Annotated in this window: 21 protein-coding genes; 6 read left to right on the top strand and 15 right to left on the bottom strand. The window is 39.4% G+C overall.

Annotation, left to right across the window (positions count from 1 at the left end; genetic code table 11):
• Window positions 1-68: 68 nt before the first annotated feature.
• On the bottom strand, window positions 69-1358 hold the full coding sequence (gene serS, locus QP437_RS02325; RefSeq protein ID WP_285266808.1) for a serine--tRNA ligase: 1290 nt from the start codon (window positions 1356-1358) through the stop codon (window positions 69-71).
• 238 nt (window positions 1359-1596) lie between these two features.
• On the opposite strand from serS, the gene QP437_RS02320 reads away from it, so the two are divergent.
• Entirely contained in the window at window positions 1597-1815 is a 219-nt protein-coding gene (locus QP437_RS02320; RefSeq protein WP_111315434.1) for a YdcH family protein, read from the top strand.
• Window positions 1816-1866: 51 nt separating this feature from the next.
• Here QP437_RS02320 and QP437_RS02315 read toward each other — a convergent pair whose 3' ends face one another.
• Window positions 1867-2745 (bottom strand): DMT family transporter, encoded by an 879-nt coding sequence (locus tag QP437_RS02315; RefSeq protein WP_285266807.1) that lies wholly within the window; start codon window positions 2743-2745, stop codon window positions 1867-1869.
• Window positions 2745-3545 (bottom strand): hypothetical protein, encoded by an 801-nt coding sequence (locus QP437_RS02310; protein WP_285266806.1) that lies wholly within the window; start codon window positions 3543-3545, stop codon window positions 2745-2747. Before QP437_RS02310 ends, QP437_RS02315 begins: the two co-directional genes overlap by 1 nt.
• Before the next feature lie 132 nt (window positions 3546-3677).
• Here QP437_RS02310 and QP437_RS02305 point away from each other — a divergent pair, with 132 nt between their 5' ends.
• Window positions 3678-4340: a trimeric intracellular cation channel family protein gene (locus tag QP437_RS02305; protein WP_285266805.1), complete on the top strand. Its 663-nt coding sequence runs from the start codon at window positions 3678-3680 to the stop codon at window positions 4338-4340.
• Window positions 4341-4355: 15 nt separating this feature from the next.
• The gene (gene proA, locus QP437_RS02300) at window positions 4356-5609 is read left to right on the top strand and encodes a glutamate-5-semialdehyde dehydrogenase (RefSeq protein ID WP_285266804.1); all 1254 of its coding nucleotides are present in this window, start codon (window positions 4356-4358) and stop codon (window positions 5607-5609) included.
• A gap of 66 nt (window positions 5610-5675) precedes the next feature.
• Here proA and QP437_RS02295 read toward each other — a convergent pair whose 3' ends face one another.
• From QP437_RS02295 to seqA, 10 genes are all read right to left on the bottom strand, one after another.
• The gene (locus tag QP437_RS02295) at window positions 5676-6524 is read right to left on the bottom strand and encodes a DUF808 domain-containing protein (protein ID WP_285266803.1); all 849 of its coding nucleotides are present in this window, start codon (window positions 6522-6524) and stop codon (window positions 5676-5678) included.
• A 40-nt stretch (window positions 6525-6564) separates the two neighbouring features.
• On the bottom strand, window positions 6565-8724 hold the full coding sequence (gene dnaX, locus QP437_RS02290; RefSeq protein WP_285266802.1) for a DNA polymerase III subunit gamma/tau: 2160 nt from the start codon (window positions 8722-8724) through the stop codon (window positions 6565-6567).
• 16 nt (window positions 8725-8740) lie between these two features.
• A complete protein-coding gene (gene apt, locus QP437_RS02285; RefSeq protein ID WP_005698770.1) occupies window positions 8741-9283 on the bottom strand; it encodes an adenine phosphoribosyltransferase in 543 nt (180 codons plus the stop codon).
• A gap of 113 nt (window positions 9284-9396) precedes the next feature.
• On the bottom strand, window positions 9397-10356 hold the full coding sequence (lpxM, locus tag QP437_RS02280; protein ID WP_193451169.1) for a lauroyl-Kdo(2)-lipid IV(A) myristoyltransferase: 960 nt from the start codon (window positions 10354-10356) through the stop codon (window positions 9397-9399).
• A gap of 9 nt (window positions 10357-10365) precedes the next feature.
• Complete coding sequence (locus tag QP437_RS02275; protein WP_285266801.1) at window positions 10366-11133, bottom strand: TSUP family transporter; 768 nt, start codon at window positions 11131-11133, stop codon at window positions 10366-10368.
• A 10-nt stretch (window positions 11134-11143) separates the two neighbouring features.
• Window positions 11144-12016, bottom strand: a complete 873-nt coding sequence (gene mepA, locus QP437_RS02270; protein ID WP_014065622.1) for a penicillin-insensitive murein endopeptidase — start codon at window positions 12014-12016, stop codon at window positions 11144-11146.
• 63 nt (window positions 12017-12079) lie between these two features.
• Entirely contained in the window at window positions 12080-13153 is a 1074-nt protein-coding gene (aroC, locus tag QP437_RS02265) for a chorismate synthase (protein ID WP_285266800.1), read from the bottom strand.
• Window positions 13154-13168: 15 nt separating this feature from the next.
• The gene (gene mscK, locus QP437_RS02260) at window positions 13169-16513 is read right to left on the bottom strand and encodes a mechanosensitive channel MscK (protein WP_285266799.1); all 3345 of its coding nucleotides are present in this window, start codon (window positions 16511-16513) and stop codon (window positions 13169-13171) included.
• A gap of 13 nt (window positions 16514-16526) precedes the next feature.
• Window positions 16527-17879, bottom strand: coding sequence for an o-succinylbenzoate--CoA ligase (gene menE / locus QP437_RS02255; protein WP_285266798.1), 1353 nt, complete (start codon window positions 17877-17879; stop codon window positions 16527-16529).
• A 4-nt stretch (window positions 17880-17883) separates the two neighbouring features.
• Window positions 17884-18525, bottom strand: coding sequence for a replication initiation negative regulator SeqA (gene seqA, locus QP437_RS02250; protein ID WP_285266797.1), 642 nt, complete (start codon window positions 18523-18525; stop codon window positions 17884-17886).
• A 70-nt stretch (window positions 18526-18595) separates the two neighbouring features.
• Between seqA and QP437_RS02245 the strand changes: the two genes are divergently transcribed.
• The 3 genes from QP437_RS02245 (at window position 18596) to fur (ending at window position 20497) form a co-directional block, all read left to right on the top strand.
• Window positions 18596-19381: an alpha/beta fold hydrolase gene (locus tag QP437_RS02245; RefSeq protein WP_285266796.1), complete on the top strand. Its 786-nt coding sequence runs from the start codon at window positions 18596-18598 to the stop codon at window positions 19379-19381.
• 125 nt (window positions 19382-19506) lie between these two features.
• Complete coding sequence (gene fldA / locus QP437_RS02240; protein ID WP_049383420.1) at window positions 19507-20031, top strand: flavodoxin FldA; 525 nt, start codon at window positions 19507-19509, stop codon at window positions 20029-20031.
• 31 nt (window positions 20032-20062) lie between these two features.
• Complete coding sequence (gene fur / locus QP437_RS02235; RefSeq protein WP_197542205.1) at window positions 20063-20497, top strand: ferric iron uptake transcriptional regulator; 435 nt, start codon at window positions 20063-20065, stop codon at window positions 20495-20497.
• Between the two features lie 96 nt (window positions 20498-20593).
• Here the strand turns inward: fur and argG are convergent, their stop codons facing one another.
• Together argG and QP437_RS02225 are read right to left on the bottom strand one after the other, a co-directional pair.
• Complete coding sequence (argG, locus tag QP437_RS02230; RefSeq protein ID WP_285266795.1) at window positions 20594-21928, bottom strand: argininosuccinate synthase; 1335 nt, start codon at window positions 21926-21928, stop codon at window positions 20594-20596.
• 51 nt (window positions 21929-21979) lie between these two features.
• Window positions 21980-22810, bottom strand: a complete 831-nt coding sequence (locus QP437_RS02225) for an SDR family oxidoreductase (RefSeq protein WP_285266794.1) — start codon at window positions 22808-22810, stop codon at window positions 21980-21982.
• Window positions 22811-22876: the final 66 nt, after the last annotated feature.

Genomic DNA, 22876 nt, shown 5'->3' with positions numbered 1-22876 from the left:
TCTCATTTCTCTAGATGAAAGAAAGGGCTAATAAACATTAGCCCTAAATTAAATTAATATATTGTTAATTATTTGCAGATCACTTCTAATCCGCCCATGTAAGGACGTAATACTTCTGGCACAGTAATTGAGCCGTCTGCATTTTGATAGTTCTCAAGCACAGCCACTAATGTACGGCCTACCGCTAAACCAGAGCCATTCAATGTATGCACTAAGCGAGTTTTCTTATCCCCTTTCGCTTTGCAACGAGCTTGCATACGACGAGCTTGGAAATCCCACATATTAGAGCAAGAAGAAATCTCACGGTAAGTATCTTGTGCAGGCACCCACACTTCTAAGTCGTAAGTTTTGCAAGAACCAAAGCCCATATCACCAGTACAAAGTAATACTTTACGATATGGTAGATTTAAAAGTTGTAATACTTTTTCTGCATGGCCTGTTAATTCTTCAAGTGCTTCCATAGATTTATCTGGATCCACAATTTGTACCATTTCCACTTTATCAAATTGGTGCATACGAATTAAGCCACGGGTATCACGACCATAAGATCCCGCTTCAGAACGGAAACATGGTGTATGCGCGGTCATTTTGATTGGTAAATCTGCTTCATCAACAATCACATCACGAACAAGGTTAGTTACCGGTACTTCTGCTGTTGGAATTAATGCGTAAGGTTGTTCGCCTTCTAGCGCTAAAGTATGGAATAAATCTTCACCGAATTTTGGTAATTGACCTGTTCCATAAAGAGTCGCATGGTTGACTAAATAAGGTACATAAGCTTCTAAATAACCATGCTGTTCGGTATGAAGATCTAGCATAAATTGTGCTAATGCACGGTGCATTTTAGCAATTTGACCTTTCATTACTGCAAAGCGTGCACCTGCTAATTTAGCTCCTGCTGCAAAATCTAAGCCATTTGCATCTTCACCTAATGACACGTGATCTTTGATCTCAAAATCAAATGTACGCGGTGTCCCCCAACGTAAAATTTCTTTATTTTCAGTGTCATCTTTACCTAATGGCACTTCATCCGCAGGGATGTTTGGAATGCTTAACGCGATTTGATTGATTTCTGCTAACACGGCATCAAGTTTAGTTTTCGCTTCGTTAAGCTGTTCACCCATGTTATCCACTTCGGCCAATAATGGCGCAATGTCTTCACCACGTGCTTTTGCTGCACCAATAGCTTTGGAACGCGCATTACGCTCTGCTTGTAATGTTTCAGTTTTTACTTGTAAATCTTTGCGTTGTTCTTCTAATGCGGTAAGTTTTTCCGTATCAAGAATAAAGTTACGTTTTACTTTTAATTTTTCTGCTACTTCAGCCAGATTATTACGGAGTAAATTTGGATCGATCATTGGAATTCCCTATTTTTCATTATGAAACAGATACCTTTATTCTAGCGCGCTTTCGCCAAATAAACCAGTTAAAAGCCTGATTTTTCTTTTATTAACTCTTTCAAAAACATCAAATTTTATGACCGCACTTTGCCATGATTTAATTTTGTGATCTCTGTCAAATTCTGAGAATGAGACACTAGAAACAGCAAAAAAAAGTTCTATAATGAAAATGAACGTTAACCAAGAGGAGTAACCTATGTTTCCTGAATTCCGCGATTTAATCACTAAGCTTAAAAACAAAGATGCTTATTTTGATCGCTTGTTTGAAAAGCACAATGCATTAGACCAAGATATCAAAAATAAGATTGATAACATAGAACTCGCAACTCATACGGAAATTGAGAACTTGAAAAAAGAAAAATTACGGATTAAAGACGAGCTCTATCAATACTTGAAAAAGAAAGCAGCTGAGTAATTGGTTTAATGTAAAGACAAAGTGCGGTGAAATTTACCGCACTTTTTTATTTTAAGCGGTTTTGTTTTTTTGAGAGCCAAGATAAATTGCGACTAATGTCAGCACTGTCCCCGCCCATTGCCAATGATTGATGGGCTTATCTAATCCAAAATAATCAATTACGAGCGCCACCACCGGTTCAGAAAGAAGCAACAAACCAGTTAAACCTAACGACAAATAAGGAATGGTATAAGCAATCATGCCCCAGGCGACACATTGCATCACCGCCCCATAAATAAACACCAATCCCCAATCGGTGAAAGTGGTGGGATAAAGACTATCAGGATTAAAAATTAGCGAAGGAATAATTAAGACGAAAGCACCACTTAAGCTCAGAATAAACATGAGTGAGAATAAAGCCGTTGGTTCTTCTTCGTGTACTTTTTTAATCATAACCATTGAGGCTGCAAGCAAGCCAGCAGAAATGAGCCCAATGATAATGCCATACATGCCTTCAAAATTATGCTGTAGCTCTTCCCCTGAGATTAAAACAACACCAACAACTGCTAAAAAAAAGCTTAATATTTGTAACTTACTTTGGCATTCACCAAAGAAAAAATAGCCAATTGCTGACAAAAAGAAAATCTGCAAGCTATTCAGCAACGTTGAAATACCCGGCCCTACGGCATATACACTTTCATGCCAAAAAGATAAATCAAAAGCTAAAAAAATTCCGGCTAATACAGCATACATCATCGCTTTACGACTTTTAGGAAAACGCTGTCTTTTTAATTTCATTAAAAACCAGAAAATAAAAGAGGCAATGAGTAAGCGCCAGAACGCAATGGCATAACCTCCCACTGGCACAAACTTAACAATTAGGCTTCCTAAACCGAATAGCACGCAGCCCACGACTAACATCGGGGCGGCGTAAGATTTTATTTTGTCCATTAAATAAACATCGCCCAGACTGGCAAGCTACTAGCCATAAAGAATAAAATGAGTAGGCTGTTATAGCTGAGTTTCCATTTATTTACACTGTGTAAGAGCAATACACCCGCTATCACTAAGTGAAGCAGAAAATAAATGCCGTATGCGAAAACGTTCGAATAAACGACCGCACTTGTGCCTTGATAAACAATAAAAATCAGTACTGCCAACGCATTAAGGGCAAGCAATAAAATCATCAATAATGGTAGTAATGCAATGAAACCTTGCAGACGATTACGAGAAACAGACAAACATAAATTCGCTAACAATACGCCCATTAAAGCTTGTGCCAGTGGGTTATATTGCACGAAATTCGGTGTTGGATTGCCGAAGAAAATCATCAAATAGGCAATGACACCAAATCCACTCACCAAAGATGCCATTAAGAGAAAACCACGACGAGCAACTTCATCTTTAGGTTGTTTCCATACTGCATATACAGCAGATAATCCGCATAAACTGACAATATCAGTCATCACGTAATGATGTGGTGAGGCCAAGCTCATCCCTAGCCAAACGAACCAATAAAGTGCAAAACAGACATTTGCTTTAATTAAACGTCCACGCTGCCCTGGGCAAATTTCGCCTTTAATAAAGGCAACTAAACAAAGCAATTGGGCAATCAGCACGCCAAAGGCTAAATGAGGAATCAATTTTTCAGCAAGTTGCAAAGATTCTATAAAAAAATCGACCATTAATAGCAACCCAATTGGCAATATCGCAAGAAATGCGGCCAAGGGTTTGGATTGTTCTTCTGACATAAAATTCTCGATTAGAAAAAGAAGGCGTCATTATGCCAAAATTTACGGCTTTTTTTAATGGCTTTCGTGCATTTTGCCTCATTCCCTTTTAAAATAAGCAAAATGATAACCGCACTTTAGGAACCACAAAAAATGCTATTAAGCGTACTTTATATTATTGGAATTACCGCCGAAGGAATTACCGGCGCATTAGCCGCTGGACGAGAAAAAATGGATATTTTCGGGGTAATTATTATCGCCTGTGTAACGGCGATTGGCGGTGGTACAGTACGCGATGTATTATTAGGGCACTACCCTGTTGGCTGGGTTAAACATCCTGAATATTTCATCATGGTAGCTGGTGCGGCAGTATTAACCGTTTTTATTGCGCCCTTCATCAAACATTTTATGCGCTACTTTCGTACCATTTTCTTGGTGTTAGATGCCTTAGGATTAATCGTGTATTCCATCATCGGTGCGCAAATTGCCATTGATATGGGTTATGGCTTTACCGTGACATCCATTGCGGCAACCGTGACAGGGGCATTTGGTGGTGTGTTGCGTGATTTACTTTGTAACCGCATTCCCCTTGTATTCCAAAAAGAACTTTACGCCAGCGTGTCATTCTTCTCCGCGGCTATGTATATGGCATTCCAACACATTCAATTAGATCATACATTTACAATTTTACTGACTTTATTCAGCGGTTTTTCATTGCGTTTACTTGCTGTTCGATTTGGTTGGGGACTACCCGTTTTCGATTTCCAAGAGCAAGAAGAGGAAACTCATGATAAATTACCGAAGAAAACGAAATAATTAAAAGGAATAATTATGTTAGAACAAATGGGCAAACAGGCCAAAGATGCAGCCTTTATTTTAGCGCAGTTAAATACCACTGAAAAAAATCATGCGCTCAGTATTATTGCGGAACAATTAGAACAACAAGCTGACCGTATTCTAGTCGCAAACCAAAAAGATATTGAAATTGCGAAACAAAATGGTTTATCTGAAGCCTTAATTGATCGTCTTTTATTAACCGAAGAGCGCCTAAAAGGCATTGCAAATGATGTGCGCCATGTGATTTCGCTCGCGGATCCTGTGGGGAAAATCATTGATGGTGGCACCTTAGATAGCGGATTAAAGATTGAACGAGTTCGTACTCCACTTGGTGTGATTGGTACTATTTACGAAGCACGTCCCAATGTCACCATTGATGTGGCGAGCCTTTGCTTAAAAACGGGCAATGCCGTAATTTTACGTGGTGGAAAAGAAACACAACATTCCAACCAAATTTTAGTAGAAGTGGTACAAAATGCCCTTGAACAAGCGGGATTACCACGCCATGCAGTCCAAGCCATTACGGATCCGAATCGTGAACTTGTGATGCAACTGCTTAAATTGGATCGCTATGTGGATATGATTATTCCTCGTGGCGGTGCGGGCTTACATGAGCTTTGTAAACAACATTCTACTATTCCGGTGATTGTCGGTGGTGTTGGTGTTTGCCATCTTTTTGTGGAAGAAAGTGCTGACCAAGAAAAAGCCCTTGCGGTGATTGCGAATGCAAAATGCCAACGTCCAAGCACATGTAATACGTTGGAAACGCTTTTAGTTCAACGCTCGATTGCAGAAACCTTCCTACCAAAACTCGCGAATTACTTAGCCGAGAAAAAAGTGAAATTCCATGCAAAATCGACCGCACTTTCGATTCTTCAAGCTGCAAATATCGATGTGCAAGAAGTGACTGAACAAGCGCTACGCCAAGAATGGGGCTCATTGGATCTCAATGTTGTGGTGGTTGAAGATATGGATGCGGCGATTGCTCACATTCGTGAATATGGCACACAACATTCAGAAAGTATCTTGACGGAAAACCAACGACTAGCCACACAATTTATCAATCAAGTGGATGCAGCAGCCGTGTATGTGAATGCAAGTACTCGATTTACCGATGGCGGACAATTTGGTTTAGGTGCAGAAGTGGCGGTAAGCACTCAAAAACTTCATGCTCGTGGCCCAATGGGATTAGAAGCCTTAACCAGCTATAAATGGGTTTGTGTTGGCGATTACACTTTCCGCAAATAATCTGTTCCATCCATAAAAAAACCGCACCTTGAAACAATCAAAGTGCGGTTATTTTTTATCTCGTTTTTAGTGTTTATCGAATAATTTCATTGCTGGTAATACAATTGCACAAGCAATCGCGCCTACAATCACACCTACGACTAACGTCGCCACATTACCTAATAAGCCATCTGCTAATTGATAATCAGCGAGCAAATGATGAATGAAATCGACATTATGTACGAAAATACCACCACCGACTAAGAACATTGCGAGTGTACCGATAAAACTAAGTGAACGCATAAATTTAGGCATAATCACTAAAATTGCGTTCCCGATTGACTTCGCTACGCCACCTCTTTTGATAAGGTATAAACCGAAATCATCTGCTCTAACAATCAATGCGACCAAACCATAAACAAAAATAGTGATTCCGATACCGACTATTGAAAGGGAAATAATGCGGGTCAGCAAGCTCGCTTCAGTTAATTCACCTAATGCAATAATGATAATTTCAGCGGAAAGAATAAAATCGGTACGAATTGCCCCTTTAATTTTAGCGGCTTCATTAAAGGTTGTTTTTTCTTCATGCTCTTCGTGAGCAATAAATTTATGTAGAATTTTCTCTACACCTTCAAAACACAAATACGCCCCACCAATCATCAGAAGCGGCACGATCAACCAAGGTAAAAACGCAGAAAGCAATAAAGCAATTGGAATTAAAATGATTTTATTGACTAACGATCCTTTGGTGACAGCCCAGACAATGGGTAATTCACGATCGGAAGATGCCCCTGTTACCTGATTAGCATTTAAGGCTAAGTCATCGCCTACCACACCAACGGTTTTCTTGGCTGCCATTTTGGTCATTAAGGCAACATCATCAAGAATCGATGCAATGTCATCAATAAGGGTAAAAAGAGAGCTAAACGCCATATTCTTTCCTTTATAAAGTTAAAATTTAGAGAAATGAGTTTTAGACTGGTCGAATGCTTTCGACATCCAACTTCGCATCAAACTCTTTTTGTAATAAAAGCAGTTTTTTATCTTGCTGCAAATCAGTACGTGCCTGTTCACGTAAGTCTTGATAAACTTTTTTACGGTAATCCATCGGTGTTAAAACATCGGAATCTTCAACAAAAATAGATAATTTGACTGGTTTTTCATATAAACGTTCAAGATGATCCACTAGATTTTTAATATTTCGATCTTGTTTTAAATGCGCTTTTTCAGAATGAAGCCCGAGTTGAATTTCATCTTCTGTTTGCGACTTAATGAAGCAATTTAATGCTAACTCTTTTGAAAAGCCAATCACACCAGAACGTTCGACAATATCCGTCCAAGGATCTTGTTTTTGCGTAATTTGAATAATTTTCTCACGCAATTCTGGTGTCACATCTTTCAACATTGCCTGTTTAATATCAGAAGGACGCACACCACTATCTACTTTGGCTAAATCCGGATTACTCCACTCCCAACGGTAGGTTTCCGCATCGAGAATTTCTTGCTCTTCCGCATCCATTTCAGCATTGTCATCAATGGTATTTTCAACCGTCTCAATACCTTGCTTTAACTCGTCAGCTTGTTGAGTCATTGGATTTAGTACCGCTACTTTCGTTTGCGTCGCTTTCGTTTGCGCAGCTTTCGGTGGTGTCATCTCTCGCACAGGAAGTGCGGTCATTTTTGGCGAATTTTTTTGCTCATCTAACTCTTGGAGGTAATGCAAGGTTTCTTCCACTGCGGCTTGCTGTTCATCATGATGATGCTGGCGCTCTGATTGCTCAATTTTCGTTAATTGATTCAATGCCTCTAGCGCAGCAAGGCTGGCTAAATTCAATGAAGATGAGGTTTGAGTGGAAACAGGTTGAGAAGTTGAAGAATGCATAGCCGCTGATTGAACCATTGGCTTTTGCACTTGTGCAGAATAATTTGCTTTGATGTTTTGCGACAGCACCGGCATATCCACATAACCAGAAACAGGCTGATTTTCAACCGCACTTTTCTGTGTATTTTGTTCAGGGGATAGCCCGCCTTGTTTAGGCGTTTGTGCTGCCGTAAGGAACTTTGGGTGGAATGCCAATGCCCTCAATAATGTCATTTCTGCACCAATTCGACGATTTGGTGCGGAGGCCAATTCTTTTCGACCCGATACAATTACTTGATAGAAGAATTGTACGTCTTCCGGTGAAATATGTTTGGCTAGAAAACCTAAGTGATCGTTTTCATCTGTCACACTTTTAGCGAGCAACTGCATTAATGCAATTTGATGTAATTTCTCAGCCGTTTCTGCCAGTAACTCATCCCAATCGCCCGCTTTTTCTGCCACCGTTTGGATGGTTTTCATTAAACGCTCACCGTTACCTTGATGTAAGGCGTAAATGATTTCAATCGGTTGGTCTTCATCTAATAGCCCAAGCATGGTATTCACCACATCGGTGGAAACTTTACCGTTGCCCATGGCTATCGCTTGATCCGTTAAACTTAAGCTATCACGAATACTACCTTGTGCCGCTTTGGCTAATTTATCTAATGCTGGCGCATCAAAAGGAATATTTTCGGCAGTAAGCACGTGATTAAGATGTGCTGAAATTTGCGGTTCATCTAATGCTTTAAGATGAAATTGCATACAACGGGATAAAATCGTAATTGGCAATTTTTGCGGATCCGTTGTCGCGAGTAGGAATTTCACATATTCAGGTGGTTCTTCCAAGGTTTTTAACAACGCATTGAAAGAATGGCGAGAAAGCATATGGACTTCATCGATAAGATAGACTTTATAACGCCCCACTACCGGCTTATATTGCACATTGTCTAATAGCTCACGGGTATCTTCTACTTTAGTACGAGAAGCCGCATCGATTTCAATTAAATCAATAAAGTTGCCCGCTTCGATCGCTTTACAGTTTTCACATTCACCGCAAGGATCGGCAGTAATACCATTTACGCAGTTCAAGCCTTTCGCAAATAAACGAGCAATGGAGGTTTTACCCACGCCACGGGTGCCGGAAAATAAATAAGCATGATGTAAACGGTTTTCTTTTAAACCGTTTTCTAAAGCAGTGAGCACATGACTTTGTCCCACTACTTCAGAAAAGTTTTTTGGTCGCCATTTTCTGGCTAAAACTTGGTAGCTCATCGCATCCCTTTAAAAATTAATGGCCTTCAAAATTCACTAAGGTGTAGCAATCAATGCCTAAATCACGTAAGCGTTTTTCGCCCCCTAATTCTGGCAAATTAATCACAAAGGCAGCATGTTTCACTTCACCACCTAAACGTTGAACTAATTTCACGGTAGCTTCAACTGTTCCCCCCGTTGCTAACAAATCATCAATGATTAACACGTTATCACCTTGTGAAATCGCATCTGTATGCAATTCAAGGGTGTCTTGACCGTATTCTAATTGATAAGACTGTGCGATCACTTCACGCGGTAATTTGCCCGGTTTACGAACGGGGATAAATGGCAAGCCTAATGCTAATGCAACTGGCGCACCAAAAATAAATCCACGAGACTCGGTACCAATTACTTTTGTGAGACCTTGATCTTTATACTTTTCAACGATCAAATCGATTGTCGCTTTGAAAGCCGCAGGCACTTCGAGTAAGCTCGTGATATCACGGAAAATGATGCCTTCTTTTGGATGATTTGGGATAGATTTGATAGAAGATTTGATTAATTCAAGTTGTTTGTTCATAAATAATTGCTCAAAAAAGAGTAAGAAAAAATCCTGTTTTTAGGCTCGCATTCTAGCATAGAAAAATACAAAAGTGCGGTGAATTTTGACCGCACTTTTGTAAATAAAATGAATTAATCTGGGTAAATATCTTCCCCGTCTTTTCGGGTACGAAGAAGCTGTAAAATCCAGACATATTGTTCGGGTGTTGGTGTAACGAAATACTCAATTTCCTCGTTCATCGCACGGGCTGATTGCTCAGGATCGTCGCTTAATTGCATCGGTGGACGAATTTCCATTTCATACTTGCCATTCTTAGCGTTATAGCGTGGGAACATCGGAATAACCACCGCTTTTGCCAATTTCGCCATTTTGTTTAGTCCTGGAAGTGTGGCTTTATAAGTGGCAAAGAAATCCACAAAGACACTTTGCTCTGCACCAAAATCTTCATCAGGAAGATAATACCCCATTTGACCTTGTTTGATGTGTGCTAAAAATGGCTTAATCCCATTTTGGCGTGCATGCATTTTTCCGCCAAAACGCTGACGCGCTAAAGTCCATAACCAATCCACCAACGGATTTCGGTGTGGGTTATACATTGATGTCATCGGCATGCCGTGTGTATGTAAAATAATGCCAGATGCATCAATCGCCCAACCATGTGGTACCATCAAAATAATGTTATGCCCTTCTGCTTTGGCCTGTTTGATATGCTCAAGGCCAATGAATTCGCTACGTTTTTGTAAATGTTTTTTTGAACGAATAGCAATTTCACCGATACCGAGCATTACTTGAGCAACCGTCACAAACATGTCTTCAATTACTTTGTTACGTTTCTCTTCTGTCCAATCTGGGAAACAGAGTTTCAAATTAATTTCTGCACGAATACGTGGTTTACCGATTTTTTTCGTGAGTGCACGAGCCAGTTTCTCTGCTAATTTATCGCGTAAACGAAACGGTACAAAAGCCAATAACAAAAGCACAAAAATACCAAGCCAAATCCCCCAATTTTTAGGGTGCAAATATGACCATGAAAAATGTGGTTCATAGCCCGTTCGTGCTGTAATACGTAATTTTTTTTGAGAATCTGTCATAATTAATTGTTAAAAATGAAACCAACCTTGATCATACGCCATTTTTATCGTCATGATAAATGACATAATCACCACCATCGGTCTGATCAGTTGTTTGCCTTTTGCCATCACCATTTTAGCCCCTAAATTGGCACCTATCAGACTTCCTGCCATCATCACTAAACCGACAGTCCAAATCACATGACCACCAATAAAGAAGAAAATTAATGAAGCAAAATTAGAGGTTAAATTCATCACTTTGGCATGCGCAGTCGCTTTAGTGAGGTTAAATCCAAGTAACGTCACACAAGCCAGATTCATTAATGAACCCGTCCCTGGTCCGAAAAAGCCGTCATAAAAACCCAGTAATGAACCAAAACATAACGCAAAAACAGCGTAAGAAATGCGTTGTTTACGATCACTTTCGCCCAATTTAGGCGTAAATAAAAAGTATAGACCTATCGCTAAAATGAGAAATGGAAGCCCTTTTTTAATTAATGACGCATCTAAACTTTGAATAAGCAAGGTACCAATCACCGAGCCGATAAAAATCACCAGTAAGATGAAAGAAAACTCCGATAAATTGACCGCTCTTTTACGCAGAAAGTAAATACTTGCCGACAACGCGCCACCAAACGCTTGTAATTTATTTGTACCTAACGCCATCGCAGGTGGCATGCCTGTCATTAATAAGGCAGGGATTGTAATTAAGCCTCCACCACCCGCTATCGCATCAATAAATGCGGCAATAAAGGCAGCAGCAAAAAGCATGGCTAATATATCAATCCCCAATTCCATTATTTCACTCCTACTCTAACCATTCGCTACTATTTGGCGAACTCAACACTTGTTGGCACAAAAACGGTTCTGGTGGTGTCACTTTTGGTTTAGAAGAGCCTGAACCTGGTTTTGCAGGCTCAAACCAAGAATAAAGTTCATCGCCACAACCATCGCCTGCTGGTACCGGTGCTTGATCTTCACAATAAGCGGCATCTTTCGGACAAGCAATACGCACATGGAAATGTGAATCATGCCCAAACCATGGACGAATTTTGTGTAACCAAGCACGATCGTCTCCCGCAGTTTGACAAAGTTTTAATTTAATCGCGGGGTTCACAAAAATACGCGTGACTTTTGGATCTTGTGCTGCCAGTTTAATTAACGTTGCATGATTGTTATTCCACACATTTTCATCAACACGTTGTGTTTGACGGTTTACAACAAGCAGGCCTTTTCCATCAGAATTTAACGCTTCACTGTCTGTCATAGTGCCCATACGCAACCAAATATCCGCATCTAACCCCATTTGATGGCTTGCATGTCCTGTTAAAAAGCGACCACCACCTGGCATAGCAATATCCCCAACTAACATCGTTGGTAAGCCTGCTGACTTCGCCTTTTGTCCAAGGCGCTGTAAATAGGCAATCATATCCGGATGACCATAGTAGCGATTTTTATTCATACGAATAACTTGATAGCCCTCACCTTTATAAGGCAATGGCTCCGCCCCGATAATACAACCATTTGAATAGCTGCCGATTGGATTCGCTTTACCGTCTGTTGCTGGAATTGGACGTTTAATTCGTTGCCAGTCTTGTGGCGAGGCCGTTGTTTGTAGCGAGAAAAAAACACTCCCTAAAACAACCGCACTTGAAAGTAATTTTGCTAAAGATTTATTCATAAGATTTCCTAAACGAATGACCTTATCTTCAATAAAAGAAAAAATAAGCTTAATTTAAAAGAGTTATCTACATTGCGCCTTAAAACGCAATAAATGGTCGAGTAACACAATCGCAACCATTGCCTCTGCAATAGGGACTGCTCGGATACCTACACAAGGATCATGACGGCCTTTTGTTACCACTTCAACAGGCTCACCTTCTAAATTAATCGAGCGTCCAGGAATAGTAATACTGGATGTTGGTTTTAGAGCAATGGTCGCAATAATTGGCTGACCTGAGCTAATGCCACCTAAAATCCCCCCTGCATGGTTGCTTTCAAAACCATTGGGTGTCATTTCATCACGATGTTCACTTCCACGCTGTTCAACCACGGCAAAACCATCGCCAATTTCTACACCTTTAACGGCATTAATCCCCATTAAAGCATGGGCTAAATCTGCATCAAGTCGATCAAAAACAGGCTCACCTAAGCCAACAGGGACATTTTCTGCAATCACCGTTAGTTTAGCGCCAATCGAATCCCCTTCTTTTTTCAATTCACGGATTAATTCATCGAATTTTTCGACCGCACTTTCATCTGGACAAAAAAATGGATTACTGTTGACTTTATCCCAATCAATTTTGCCGACAGTTTGTGGCGCAATCTTTACTTCGCCAATTTGGCTTAAAAAACCACGCACTTCAATGCCAAACTGCTCACGTAAATATTTCTTCGCAATCGCACCTGCAGCAACACGCATGGCGGTTTCTCGTGCAGAAGAACGACCACCACCGCGATAATCACGAATACCGTATTTTTGTTGATAGGTAAAATCTGCATGCCCAGGACGGAAACGATCTTTGATATCACCATAATCTTGTGAACGTTGATCACCATTTTTAATGATCATTCCAATGCTGGTACCGGTTGTTTTACCTTCAAATACCCCAGATAAAATCTGTACTTCATCGTTTTCACGACGCGGTGTGGTATAACGTGATGTACCGGGTTTACGACGATCTAAATCAGGTTGAATATCGGCTTCCGATAATTCAAGATTCGGTGGCACACCATCAACGATGCAGCCTAATGCAATACCATGTGACTCCCCAAAGGTTGTCACACGAAAAAGTTGTCCGATAGTATTCCCTGCCATATTTTCTCTCTTTAATTAATGATTTTGGGCTAATTTTGCCACATCAATAAATGGAATTTCTTCGCCTGTATCTTTATTCTTAATAAAGATATCTAATTGATTGAATGCAATATCAATATTATTTTCTGCAAATAACTCATTCACACGGCGATTGAGTGCATCAAGCGTATCATTTCGCTCAGATACTTGCCCTACATAAACACGTAATTCGTGATCTAATGTACTTGCCCCAAAGGTCAAGAATAATGCTCTTGGTTCTGGATCTTTTAAGACACTTGGTTGCTCATGCGCGGCTTGCAATAATAAGCGTTTCACCAGTTCTAAATCTGATCCATACGCCACCCCAACGGACACGACTAAACGAGTAACGGTATTAGATAATGCCCAGTTAGTCACTTGTCCAGTAACAAAAGATTTATTTGGCACAATTACTTCTTTTCGATCCGGATCAATCATGGTAATAGCGCGAATACGGATTTTTGCCACAGTACCCGTTACATCATTGATGGTTACGGTATCGCCCACACGAATTGGACGTTCAAATAATAAAATGATACCGGAAACAAAGTTCGCAAAAATTTCCTGCATACCAAAACCGAGACCAACGGAAAGGGCGGCAAATAACCACTGTAATTTAGACCATGACATCCCTAGCGTTGAAAATGCCCATGCGCCACCCACTGCAACCAAGATATAGGTTAATAATGTTGTAATGGTATAAGGCGTACCTTGCGAAAGTTTCACTCGCGAGAAGAGCAATATTTCTAAAATACCTTGAATGTTACGCACTAAAATATAGGTAATCACAACAATGATTAACGCAACAATCAAGTTAAAGAGTGAAATCGTTTCTGTCACCACGCCAGCTTCAGTTGTTGAAGTTTGTTGCCATAAAGTAATATCACGCAAATAGCTTACAACGGTCACTAAATCTGACCAGACATAATAGAAGATGGCAAAAAGTGCGGTCCAAATAAAGAGATCGGCAAAGCGTAGTAACTGGCTACGTACTTCATTTAAGGCTAATCCCTCTTCTTGTTCGGTAATCACGACCACATCATCAGAGGCTGAAGCATCACTTGAATCTTGTTGTTTTTGCTGACGCTTTTCTTGTAAACGACGATAAGCTAAACGTCTTGATGCAACAGTCACACCGCGATAAATCGTATGACGCACCAACGACCACACAACCCATGCAATGTAGGTATTAATAATATGCGTAATTAAATTTAAGGCGGTGTAATAATAGCCTAAAGCAATTAGCGCAATTAAAATAACAGGGACCAATTGCAATAAAACGCGCATAATTTTTAAAAGCGTTCTATCACGCTGATCCGTTGTGCTTGAACTCAAGGATTTTTCTGTACGAACAAAACGTGGTGCAATAATCACAATACAGAAAAGCAACGCAACAATGGTATTTATTTCACCCAATACGTCATTTGCTAAGCCTGTATCCATTACATTACTGAAAATTGATGTATTCAGTAATAACACAACAGAAACAATAATACGTTTCGTAACATCTTGTAGGCTAGCTGCACTCTCTTTAGCAAAACCAAAATGGCGCACTAAAATACCATTCGGACGAAGAATAGCTAAAACAAAACTAAAGAACCACCAATAGCCCGCCATGCTAAGCGACCACTCCCAAAACTCTTGTGGATTTTTCACAAAGAAAAAGCCTAAAAGTTGGCAAGTCGCTAAGAACCACAGGGTGCCTGATAACGATAAAAGCGCCGTATAAAATAACGCAAGTGGCGTATGCCATTGGCTATCCGAACGAAGCGTGTTAATCTCACCATTAATCACAGCTAAGCGTTGTTTAATCGACTCTTTAAATTTAAAAATCAATCCACCAATCACAAACAAAATAAAGACGTAAGTGAGTAAATATGGCAAATTATCAAAGTTTGTCGGAAAGCCGATTTTCTTTCCAATGCCATCAAATTGTGCTTTGAGTGACATCGGTAATTTCTTGAACCAATCAAGATTAATTGGATTATTACTTTTTACCCAGAAACTTTGTTGGTCGAGTTTAGACTGAATCTGATCACTGATTTGAGTAATTTGCTGTTGGGTTAACTCTAAGGAAATCGCCAAATTCAATTGGTTATTCAACGACTTAATTAAATCTGACCCTACTTTACGACGTTCAGTGAGTAAATTGGTTAATTGTGTTTTTTCTGCCGGTGTAAACGATTTATTTTCATCCTGCTCTATTTTACTGATGTAAGCATCAATATCATAAAGCTCATTACGTTTCTGCGTAATATCGAAGATCTGTACACGCAAATCCGCAATTTGCTTTGAAAGACCTTGAATATTTAAATTGGTCGGTAATTTTTGTTTTTGTTGCTGAATAATGCGAGAAAGCACCAACGTGCCTTGTAACGCACTGATTTGCTCATCAATGGTACGCTGTGTCTGCGTCAAGTTATCCAATACATTTCGCATGCGCAATTCATCTTGCGTTAATGTATTGGTTTTCTCAGTTTGCTCAAGTAAATATTGGCTAAGCTGTGCATTCAAATTCAATTCTTTCTGAATCAACGGATTTTGCTCAACATTTTGGCTTTGTTGTTGTGCTTGCTCAACTTGGTTTTGTGTTTTAGCCAAATTCTTTTGATTAATCACGTCTTGAATGGCGGCAATTTCTTTCTGTAGCGCTTGAACACGCGCATTCAATAGCTCATATCGACTTTGATAAAGTACTGTCAACTGATCACTATTTTTTAATAGCACTTGATTATAGATATTTTTTAGTTCTATCAGTTGCAATTCAAGCTGAATTTGCTGTTTTAATAGCGAACTAGTTGTTGGGTCAGCCAATTTCTGATTCAATTCTTGCGTACGTTTAACATTATCTGTTAAGGCTGTTTGGGCGCGTTCGGATACAGCGCTTTGCCCTGCAAGTTGTGCATTCACTGCACTTAATGCAGATTGAGCATCTTGTTGTTGATTGGTCAGTTTCTCAACCTGAGCCTGTAAAGTCGCTAAACTTTGCGAAGCATAATCGGTGTTATTTGGCGTGCTTAGCTGTTTTTTAAGATTTTGAAGATCGGCATTATTCTTCTGAATTTCAGAATCTGCATCAATAAGCGTATCTTGCAAATCGTTATTATTTTTTTGCTGTGTTTGAATTTGTTGCAAGAAATCAAGCGAAGCCTGGATTGTCGTGACGTTATTTGTTTTTTCATCACCATCTGGTAATTTTTGTGCCTCGGCTAATTCACTTTTTAGTGTTTTTTCCGTCGGTAAATCAGCATTATTATTCTCTGCCCAAACAGGCTGAGAAAGCGCCAGCGTAAAAACAAATGAAAGACCAAGTGCGGTCAAAACTCGAGAGATATTTTTCATTAAACTAACTTTCCTATTGTTGCGACAGCCAATCGGCGAGTGCTTTGCGAGAAATCTTTATTGCCTCTTGGATTAAATCCTGAGGGAGTTCATAGTAGGCAACGGGTTGTTTAAATCGCTCCAATCGCCCTTGTAAAAAAACGTTGAGAGATTCGACCGCACTTTCAGTAAACGGCATATGAAATTCCACCAACGCTACTGGGCGTTGACCAAATTCCTCATCATGTTTAGGTAAAACAAAGACTTGTTTCACCAAATCTGATTGTGCAATCACCTTTTCAATTTCTTCCGGCTGAATATTTTCACCGCCAGAAATAAACATATTATCCAATCGGCCTTGAATAACTAATTCGTCATCAAGCCATTGAGCTTTATCTTTTGTTTGGAACCAACCTTCGGCATTGGTGAGTGGAACAATATGTTCTTCTCGCCAATATCCCATGGCAAGTCCAGCACCTTTTAGCCAAACTTCTTCATTAACTAACTTGAACTCTCGCCCAAGTAAAGGTTGACCTACACCAATTTTTCCATCCGATTGTTTAGCGAATACGGTAGAAGCCATTTCTGTCATACCATAACCGGAATAGCTTCGAATACCTAATTCACTTAACATTTGGGTTAATTTTACAGGGATTTGTGTCCCACCTAATAACACGGCTTGTGTTTGAACTGGCTGAGGATGCTCCGTCAAATAATCAAACCAACGCTGTAATTGCGTTGGCACGAGAGAAACATGGGAAACTTCACCAATAGATTGATAAAAATCTTCTTTCGGTAGTACCAAGGTTGCTCCCGCATACAGCCAACGCCACACAATGCCTTGTCCGGAAACATGATAAATCGGTAAGGAAAGTAGCCATGATTGATCTTTGCCAAAATTCATTAAGGCACAAACGCCTTCCGCATTAGTTAAATGAGCAGAAACATTATGCACAACAGCCTTAGGCAAACCAGTCGAACCCGATGTTAAGGTCATCGTTGCCGCTTTTGTAAAATCCACTTTATGTTCGGGTAATGCTTTAACAGCTAAATAATGAATATCTTCGGTTTGATAACAAAAATCCACACCATACACTTGGCACAACTCTTCTCTTTTTTCTTGAAGAAATGCCGGATTGATACCTAAAATTTTTGCGCCTAGCTGAATAACAGCTAAATAAAGAAATAAGATCTGTTCTGAATTTTTACCACAAAAAGCAACCGCACTTTGAGCTGTCACACCTTGTTGTAAAAGAAAGGCTTCCACTTGATTAATTTTCTCAGCAAGTTCCCCCCAAGTAAAAGGATTGCCCTGCGAATTTCGCAACGCGATCTGATTTGCATATGCTGAATTTTGGGCAAATGCTTGCCAAGGGAATTTTTGCATTGACTTAGTTGCTAACGAAATAAGGGCGAACTTCGTCGATTAAATATTCCGGCAAATGCATAGATTGCATCGCCCCTTCTAGCATAAGCATCTTACGATTACTATTGGTATTGGTAATCACCCAATATGGTGTGTCAGGAATTTGTTTTGGTTTCGTGTGATTACCCGCCACTAGTAAAGTCCCTTCATCACGAGCAAAATACACACGAGTACGGCCTTGTAAGCTTTCAGTTGCCTGTGCAAAGCTTTCTGGATTGGTACGATAAAGCGTACGCAATATACTTAAAAAACGCACAACGGCTTTTGGCTCTTCTTTAAATTCAGCAGAATTCAAGAGTGCACGGACTTTATCAACAATATGATTAATTGCTTCGTCCGATTGTTTTTTCACTGCTTTTGGCGGTTCGACAGGTTCAACTTTTGGCTGAGATGCTTCGGTTGTTTTTTCCGCTAAAACAGGCTCAGAATGCACCGCACTTTTTGTGTTTTCAGTTGATACGTCTGATTCAAAGAAATCAACCTTGCTTGTTGCGTGAGCGGGTAAATTCAACAAACGGCGAAGAATATCAGAAGCACTTTCTCCAATAGACTGAGTTTGTGCAGCAATGTATTGATATAATTCTTCATCAACTTCAATTATCTTCATTTTTTTCTCTCCGTTTGCTAAAATTTTCACCCATTATAACGATTTCTAACCAAATTCTCACGCAAAATATATGTCATCTTCCCAATTATTAAACTATCAATTTCATCAAACAAAACAAGTAATTAATTCACCTACCTTAGTTTTTATTCACGGCTTATTTGGGGATATGAATAATCTTGGGGGTATCGCCCGTGCATTTAGCGATAACTATAACATTTTACGAGTAGATTTACGCAATCACGGACAAAGTTTTCATTCAGAAACAATGAATTACGATGTCATGGCTGATGATGTATGGCAACTTATCGATCATCTTAAATTAGATAAAGTGATCTTAATTGGTCATTCAATGGGCGGAAAAACAGCAATGAAAATGACCGCACTTCAACCACAGCGCGTGGAAAAATTGGTTGTCATTGATATTGCACCTGTGGCTAATAGCAGTGCGGGACATGATGATGTGTTTCGTGGCTTGTTTGCAGTGAAAAAAGCTCAGTCACAAACTCGTCAACAAGCTAAGCCTATTTTAGAAAGTGAAATTGCCGAGCCTAGCGTGGTGCAGTTTATGTTGAAATCTTTTGAACCGACTTCAAGCGAATATTTTCGTTTCAATTTGACCGCACTTTTTAAGCATTATGCGGAACTGATGGATTGGCAGGAAGTTTATGCTAATACGCCTACTCTCTTTATTAAAGGCGGGCTTTCCTCCTATATTAAAGAAGAATACACGGATACCATTTTAAAACAATTTCCCAATGCTAGCTCTTTCACTATCAATGGTTGTGGGCACTGGGTTCATGCGGAAAAACCTGATTTTGTGATACGTGCAATTGATAGGTTTCTAAATAAGAATTAATCGTTTTAAATGAGAATTATTCTATTCAAATGAGAATTCATTTGTGGTATAGTTCGCACAAATTGTAGGGCTTTGCCCCCTAATTTTTTTCTATTCACCTAATTTTATTTCAAAAGGAAAGAACAATGGCAGTTGTCGGTTTATTTTACGGTAGTGACACAGGTAATACAGAAAACATTGCAAAAATGATTCAAAAACAATTAGGCAATGAATTAGTCGATATTCGTGACATTGCAAAAAGCACGAAAGAAGATATCGAAGGTTATGATTTTTTACTTTTCGGTATTCCGACTTGGTATTACGGTGAAGCACAAGCTGACTGGGATGATTTTTTTCCTACCTTAGAAGAAATTGATTTTACTGACAAGTTAGTCGGTATTTTTGGCTGTGGCGATCAGGAAGATTATGCTGATTATTTCTGTGATGCGATCGGTACAGTACGTGATATCGTTGAACCACGTGGCGCGATTATCGTGGGCAATTGGTCAACTGATGGCTACACCTTTGAAGCATCAAAAGCATTATTAGACGATGGAAACTTTATCGGTTTGTGTATCGATGAAGATCGTCAACCAGAACTCACAGCAGAACGTGTAGAGAAATGGACGAAACAAATCTACGATGAAATGTGTTTAGCAGAATTAGCTTAACCATCTCTATTTAGCAAATTAAGGGAACATTATGTCTGAAGAAAACATCAAATTACTTAAAAAAGCCGGATTAAAAATTACTGAACCTCGGCTCACTATTCTTGCGTTAATGCAAGATCATAAAAACGAGCATTTTTCAGCAGAAGATGTGTATAAAATCTTGTTAGAACAAGGTAGTGACATTGGTCTTGCAACTGTATATCGCGTGCTTAACCAATTTGATGAAGCACACATCTTAATTCGTCATAATTTTGAAGGTAACAAGTCTGTTTTTGAACTTGCACCAACAGAACACCACGATCACATTATTTGTGAAGATTGCGGTAAAGTATTTGAGTTTACTGATAACATTATCGAACAGCGTCAAAAAGAAATCAGTGAACAACATGGTATCAAATTAAAAGCACACAGTTTATACCTCTACGGTAAATGTAGCGATATCAACAAATGTGATGAGAAAAAGTAATTCTTGCTAAAAAACGAAAACCTTAGGCTAAAACCTAAGGTTTTTTATTATCTCAATCAAAAGTGCGGTCAAAATCGACCGCACTTTTTACATAGATTATTTTTTACCTAATTGTGGCAAAACTGAATCTTTCCCTGCAGTTAATAGACCTACTTGAGAATAGATACTTAATTTTCCGCGCGTATCTGCTACGTCTAAGTTACGCATGGTTAATTGACCAATACGATCGATTGGATCAAATGGTGCATTTTCCACTTTTTCCATACTTAAACGTTCTGCCGCATAAGTTAAGTTTGGTGATTCAGTATTTAAGATTGAGTAGTCATTACCGCGACGAAGTTCTAATGTCACTTCACCTGTAATCGCACGAGCCACCCAGCGTTGTGCAGTTTCGCGTAACATTAATGCTTGTGGATCAAACCAACGTCCTTGGTATAACAAACGACCTAAACGTAAACCATTGATACGATATTGTTCAATAGTATCTTCATTGTGAATACCGGTGACTAAACGCTCATAAGCAATGTGGAATAATGCCATTCCCGGTGCTTCATAAATACCACGTGATTTTGCTTCAATAATACGGTTTTCAATTTGGTCTGACATGCCTAAACCATGACGACCACCAATACGATTTGCTTCTAAGAAAAGCTCTACTACGTTGTCAAATGTTTTACCATTTAAGGCAACTGGCACACCTTCTTCAAAACGAACAGTCACCACTTCTGGTTTCACTTGAACATTTTCATCCCAGAATGCTACGCCCATAATTGGTTTCACAATTTTAATGCCTGTTCTTAACTCTTCTAAGTCTTTCGCTTCGTGAGTTGCACCTAACATATTAGAGTCAGTTGAATAGGCTTTTTCTACTGACATTTTGTAGTCAAAACCATTTTCGATTAAGAATTTTGACATTTCAAAACGACCACCTAACTCATCGATGAATTGTTGATCTAACCATGGTTTGTAAATTTTTAAATTTGGGTTGGTTAATAAACCATAACGATAAAAACGCTCAATATCATTACCTTTAAAAGTTGAACCATCTCCCCAGATATTCACATCATCTTCTTTCATTGCTGCAACAAGCATCGTACCTGTTACCGCACGACCAAGTGGTGTGGTGTTGAAATAGGTTGCTCCACCAGTCGAAATATGGAATGCACCACATTGAATAGCCGCAATCCCTTCATGGGCTAACTGCGCACGACAATCCACTAAACGAGCTTTCTCCGCACCATATTCCATCGCTTTTTTCGGAATTGCATTGTAATCATCTTCATCGGGTTGACCTAAGTTTGCTGTATAAGCATAAGGTACCGCACCTTTTTGACGCATCCAAAGTAATGCCGCGCTGGTATCGAGCCCGCCTGAAAAAGCGATACCAACTTTTTGACCTTTAGGTAAATGTTGCAGAATCGTATTTGACATATTTTATTTCCTTCATTGTGGTTATGGTGAGTGAGTCTTTAAAAAGTGCGGTCAAAAATCACTGCGCTTTTCTAACATATCATCGGGATTTGGATAACGATAAGTGAAGCCTAAATCTCGACAAATTTTATCTGCCATAATGATTCGTTTCGGATCCGAATCACTACAATCGAATTGTGGTATGGATAAATCATAAAATACCGCTGCTTTTGTGTAATATTCTGCTCGAGTAGGATGAATTGGCGCGCAAAGATGGTAAGTTCGCAATCCATTTGGATTCATGAGTAAGGCAGTAATAGCTTGAATGCAATCCTCTAGATGCACCAAATTAACAGGTGAATTACCCTGTTTTAAATTGCGTTTTCCTGCTAAGAATTTAACCGGATGGCGTTGTTTACCAATTAATCCTGCAAGTCGAAGAATATCGCAATGAGATATTTCTGATTGGAATAAACACTGCTCGGCTTGTATCAGTGTTTTACCAATTTCTGTTTCAGCTGAAAGTTGAGAACTTTCATCAAATTGCCCCGAAATATCAGGAAAAACAGAAGTTGAACTGGTAAAAATCAAGTGCTGTACACCTTGTTTCTTTGCTTGATTAGCTAAAAAAGCAAGATGTTCACAATACTGTTGAGAAGAAAAACGGCTAGGTGGTAAGGTGATAATGAGAGCATCTACATTAAAAAGAGTGCAAATATGGTCTGGTAAATGCTTCATTTCATCAGAAAGAGAAAAAGGATAAGTTTCAATACCTAGCTGATGCAATTTTTGAGCATCCTCAGGGGATTGTTTTGATCCTTTTACACACCAACCAAGCTCTTTTAAGTGCAGCGCCAGCGGTAAGCCTAACCAACCTAAACCAACTATTGCAACAGATTTCATACTCTTTTATTCACAATATTTTATCCATAAAAATCCCTGCCATTCTAAAGCATAGCAGGGAGTTTG

It is taken from the genome of Haemophilus sp. UMB1048, from assembly GCF_030218125.1.
Taxonomy (GTDB): Bacteria; Pseudomonadota; Gammaproteobacteria; order Enterobacterales; family Pasteurellaceae; genus Haemophilus_D.
Note: the sequence above shows the minus strand (reverse complement) of the source record. Positions and strands in the feature narration are given on the sequence as shown.

What these genes read in the sequence shown, in the direction of transcription:
- proA (WP_285266804.1), top strand. Translation starts at nt 4,356, where the DNA reads ATGTTAGAACAAATGGGCAAACAGGCCAAAGATGCAGCCTTTATTTTA.
- QP437_RS02310 (WP_285266806.1), bottom strand. Translation starts at nt 3,545, where the DNA reads ATGTCAGAAGAACAATCCAAACCCTTGGCCGCATTTCTTGCGATATTG.
- QP437_RS02225 (WP_285266794.1), bottom strand. Translation starts at nt 22,810, where the DNA reads ATGAAATCTGTTGCAATAGTTGGTTTAGGTTGGTTAGGCTTACCGCTG.
- menE (WP_285266798.1), bottom strand. Translation starts at nt 17,879, where the DNA reads ATGCAAAAATTCCCTTGGCAAGCATTTGCCCAAAATTCAGCATATGCA.
- lpxM (WP_193451169.1), bottom strand. Translation starts at nt 10,356, where the DNA reads ATGACAGATTCTCAAAAAAAATTACGTATTACAGCACGAACGGGCTAT.
- aroC (WP_285266800.1), bottom strand. Translation starts at nt 13,153, where the DNA reads ATGGCAGGGAATACTATCGGACAACTTTTTCGTGTGACAACCTTTGGG.
- argG (WP_285266795.1), bottom strand. Translation starts at nt 21,928, where the DNA reads ATGTCAAATACGATTCTGCAACATTTACCTAAAGGTCAAAAAGTTGGT.
- QP437_RS02305 (WP_285266805.1), top strand. Translation starts at nt 3,678, where the DNA reads ATGCTATTAAGCGTACTTTATATTATTGGAATTACCGCCGAAGGAATT.
- QP437_RS02295 (WP_285266803.1), bottom strand. Translation starts at nt 6,524, where the DNA reads ATGGCGTTTAGCTCTCTTTTTACCCTTATTGATGACATTGCATCGATT.
- mscK (WP_285266799.1), bottom strand. Translation starts at nt 16,513, where the DNA reads ATGAAAAATATCTCTCGAGTTTTGACCGCACTTGGTCTTTCATTTGTT.
- mepA (WP_014065622.1), bottom strand. Translation starts at nt 12,016, where the DNA reads ATGAATAAATCTTTAGCAAAATTACTTTCAAGTGCGGTTGTTTTAGGG.
- seqA (WP_285266797.1), bottom strand. Translation starts at nt 18,525, where the DNA reads ATGAAGATAATTGAAGTTGATGAAGAATTATATCAATACATTGCTGCA.
- serS (WP_285266808.1), bottom strand. Translation starts at nt 1,358, where the DNA reads ATGATCGATCCAAATTTACTCCGTAATAATCTGGCTGAAGTAGCAGAA.
- apt (WP_005698770.1), bottom strand. Translation starts at nt 9,283, where the DNA reads ATGAACAAACAACTTGAATTAATCAAATCTTCTATCAAATCTATCCCA.
- QP437_RS02315 (WP_285266807.1), bottom strand. Translation starts at nt 2,745, where the DNA reads ATGGACAAAATAAAATCTTACGCCGCCCCGATGTTAGTCGTGGGCTGC.
- fur (WP_197542205.1), top strand. Translation starts at nt 20,063, where the DNA reads ATGTCTGAAGAAAACATCAAATTACTTAAAAAAGCCGGATTAAAAATT.
- fldA (WP_049383420.1), top strand. Translation starts at nt 19,507, where the DNA reads ATGGCAGTTGTCGGTTTATTTTACGGTAGTGACACAGGTAATACAGAA.
- QP437_RS02320 (WP_111315434.1), top strand. Translation starts at nt 1,597, where the DNA reads ATGTTTCCTGAATTCCGCGATTTAATCACTAAGCTTAAAAACAAAGAT.
- QP437_RS02245 (WP_285266796.1), top strand. Translation starts at nt 18,596, where the DNA reads ATGTCATCTTCCCAATTATTAAACTATCAATTTCATCAAACAAAACAA.
- QP437_RS02275 (WP_285266801.1), bottom strand. Translation starts at nt 11,133, where the DNA reads ATGGAATTGGGGATTGATATATTAGCCATGCTTTTTGCTGCTGCCTTT.
- dnaX (WP_285266802.1), bottom strand. Translation starts at nt 8,724, where the DNA reads ATGAGCTACCAAGTTTTAGCCAGAAAATGGCGACCAAAAAACTTTTCT.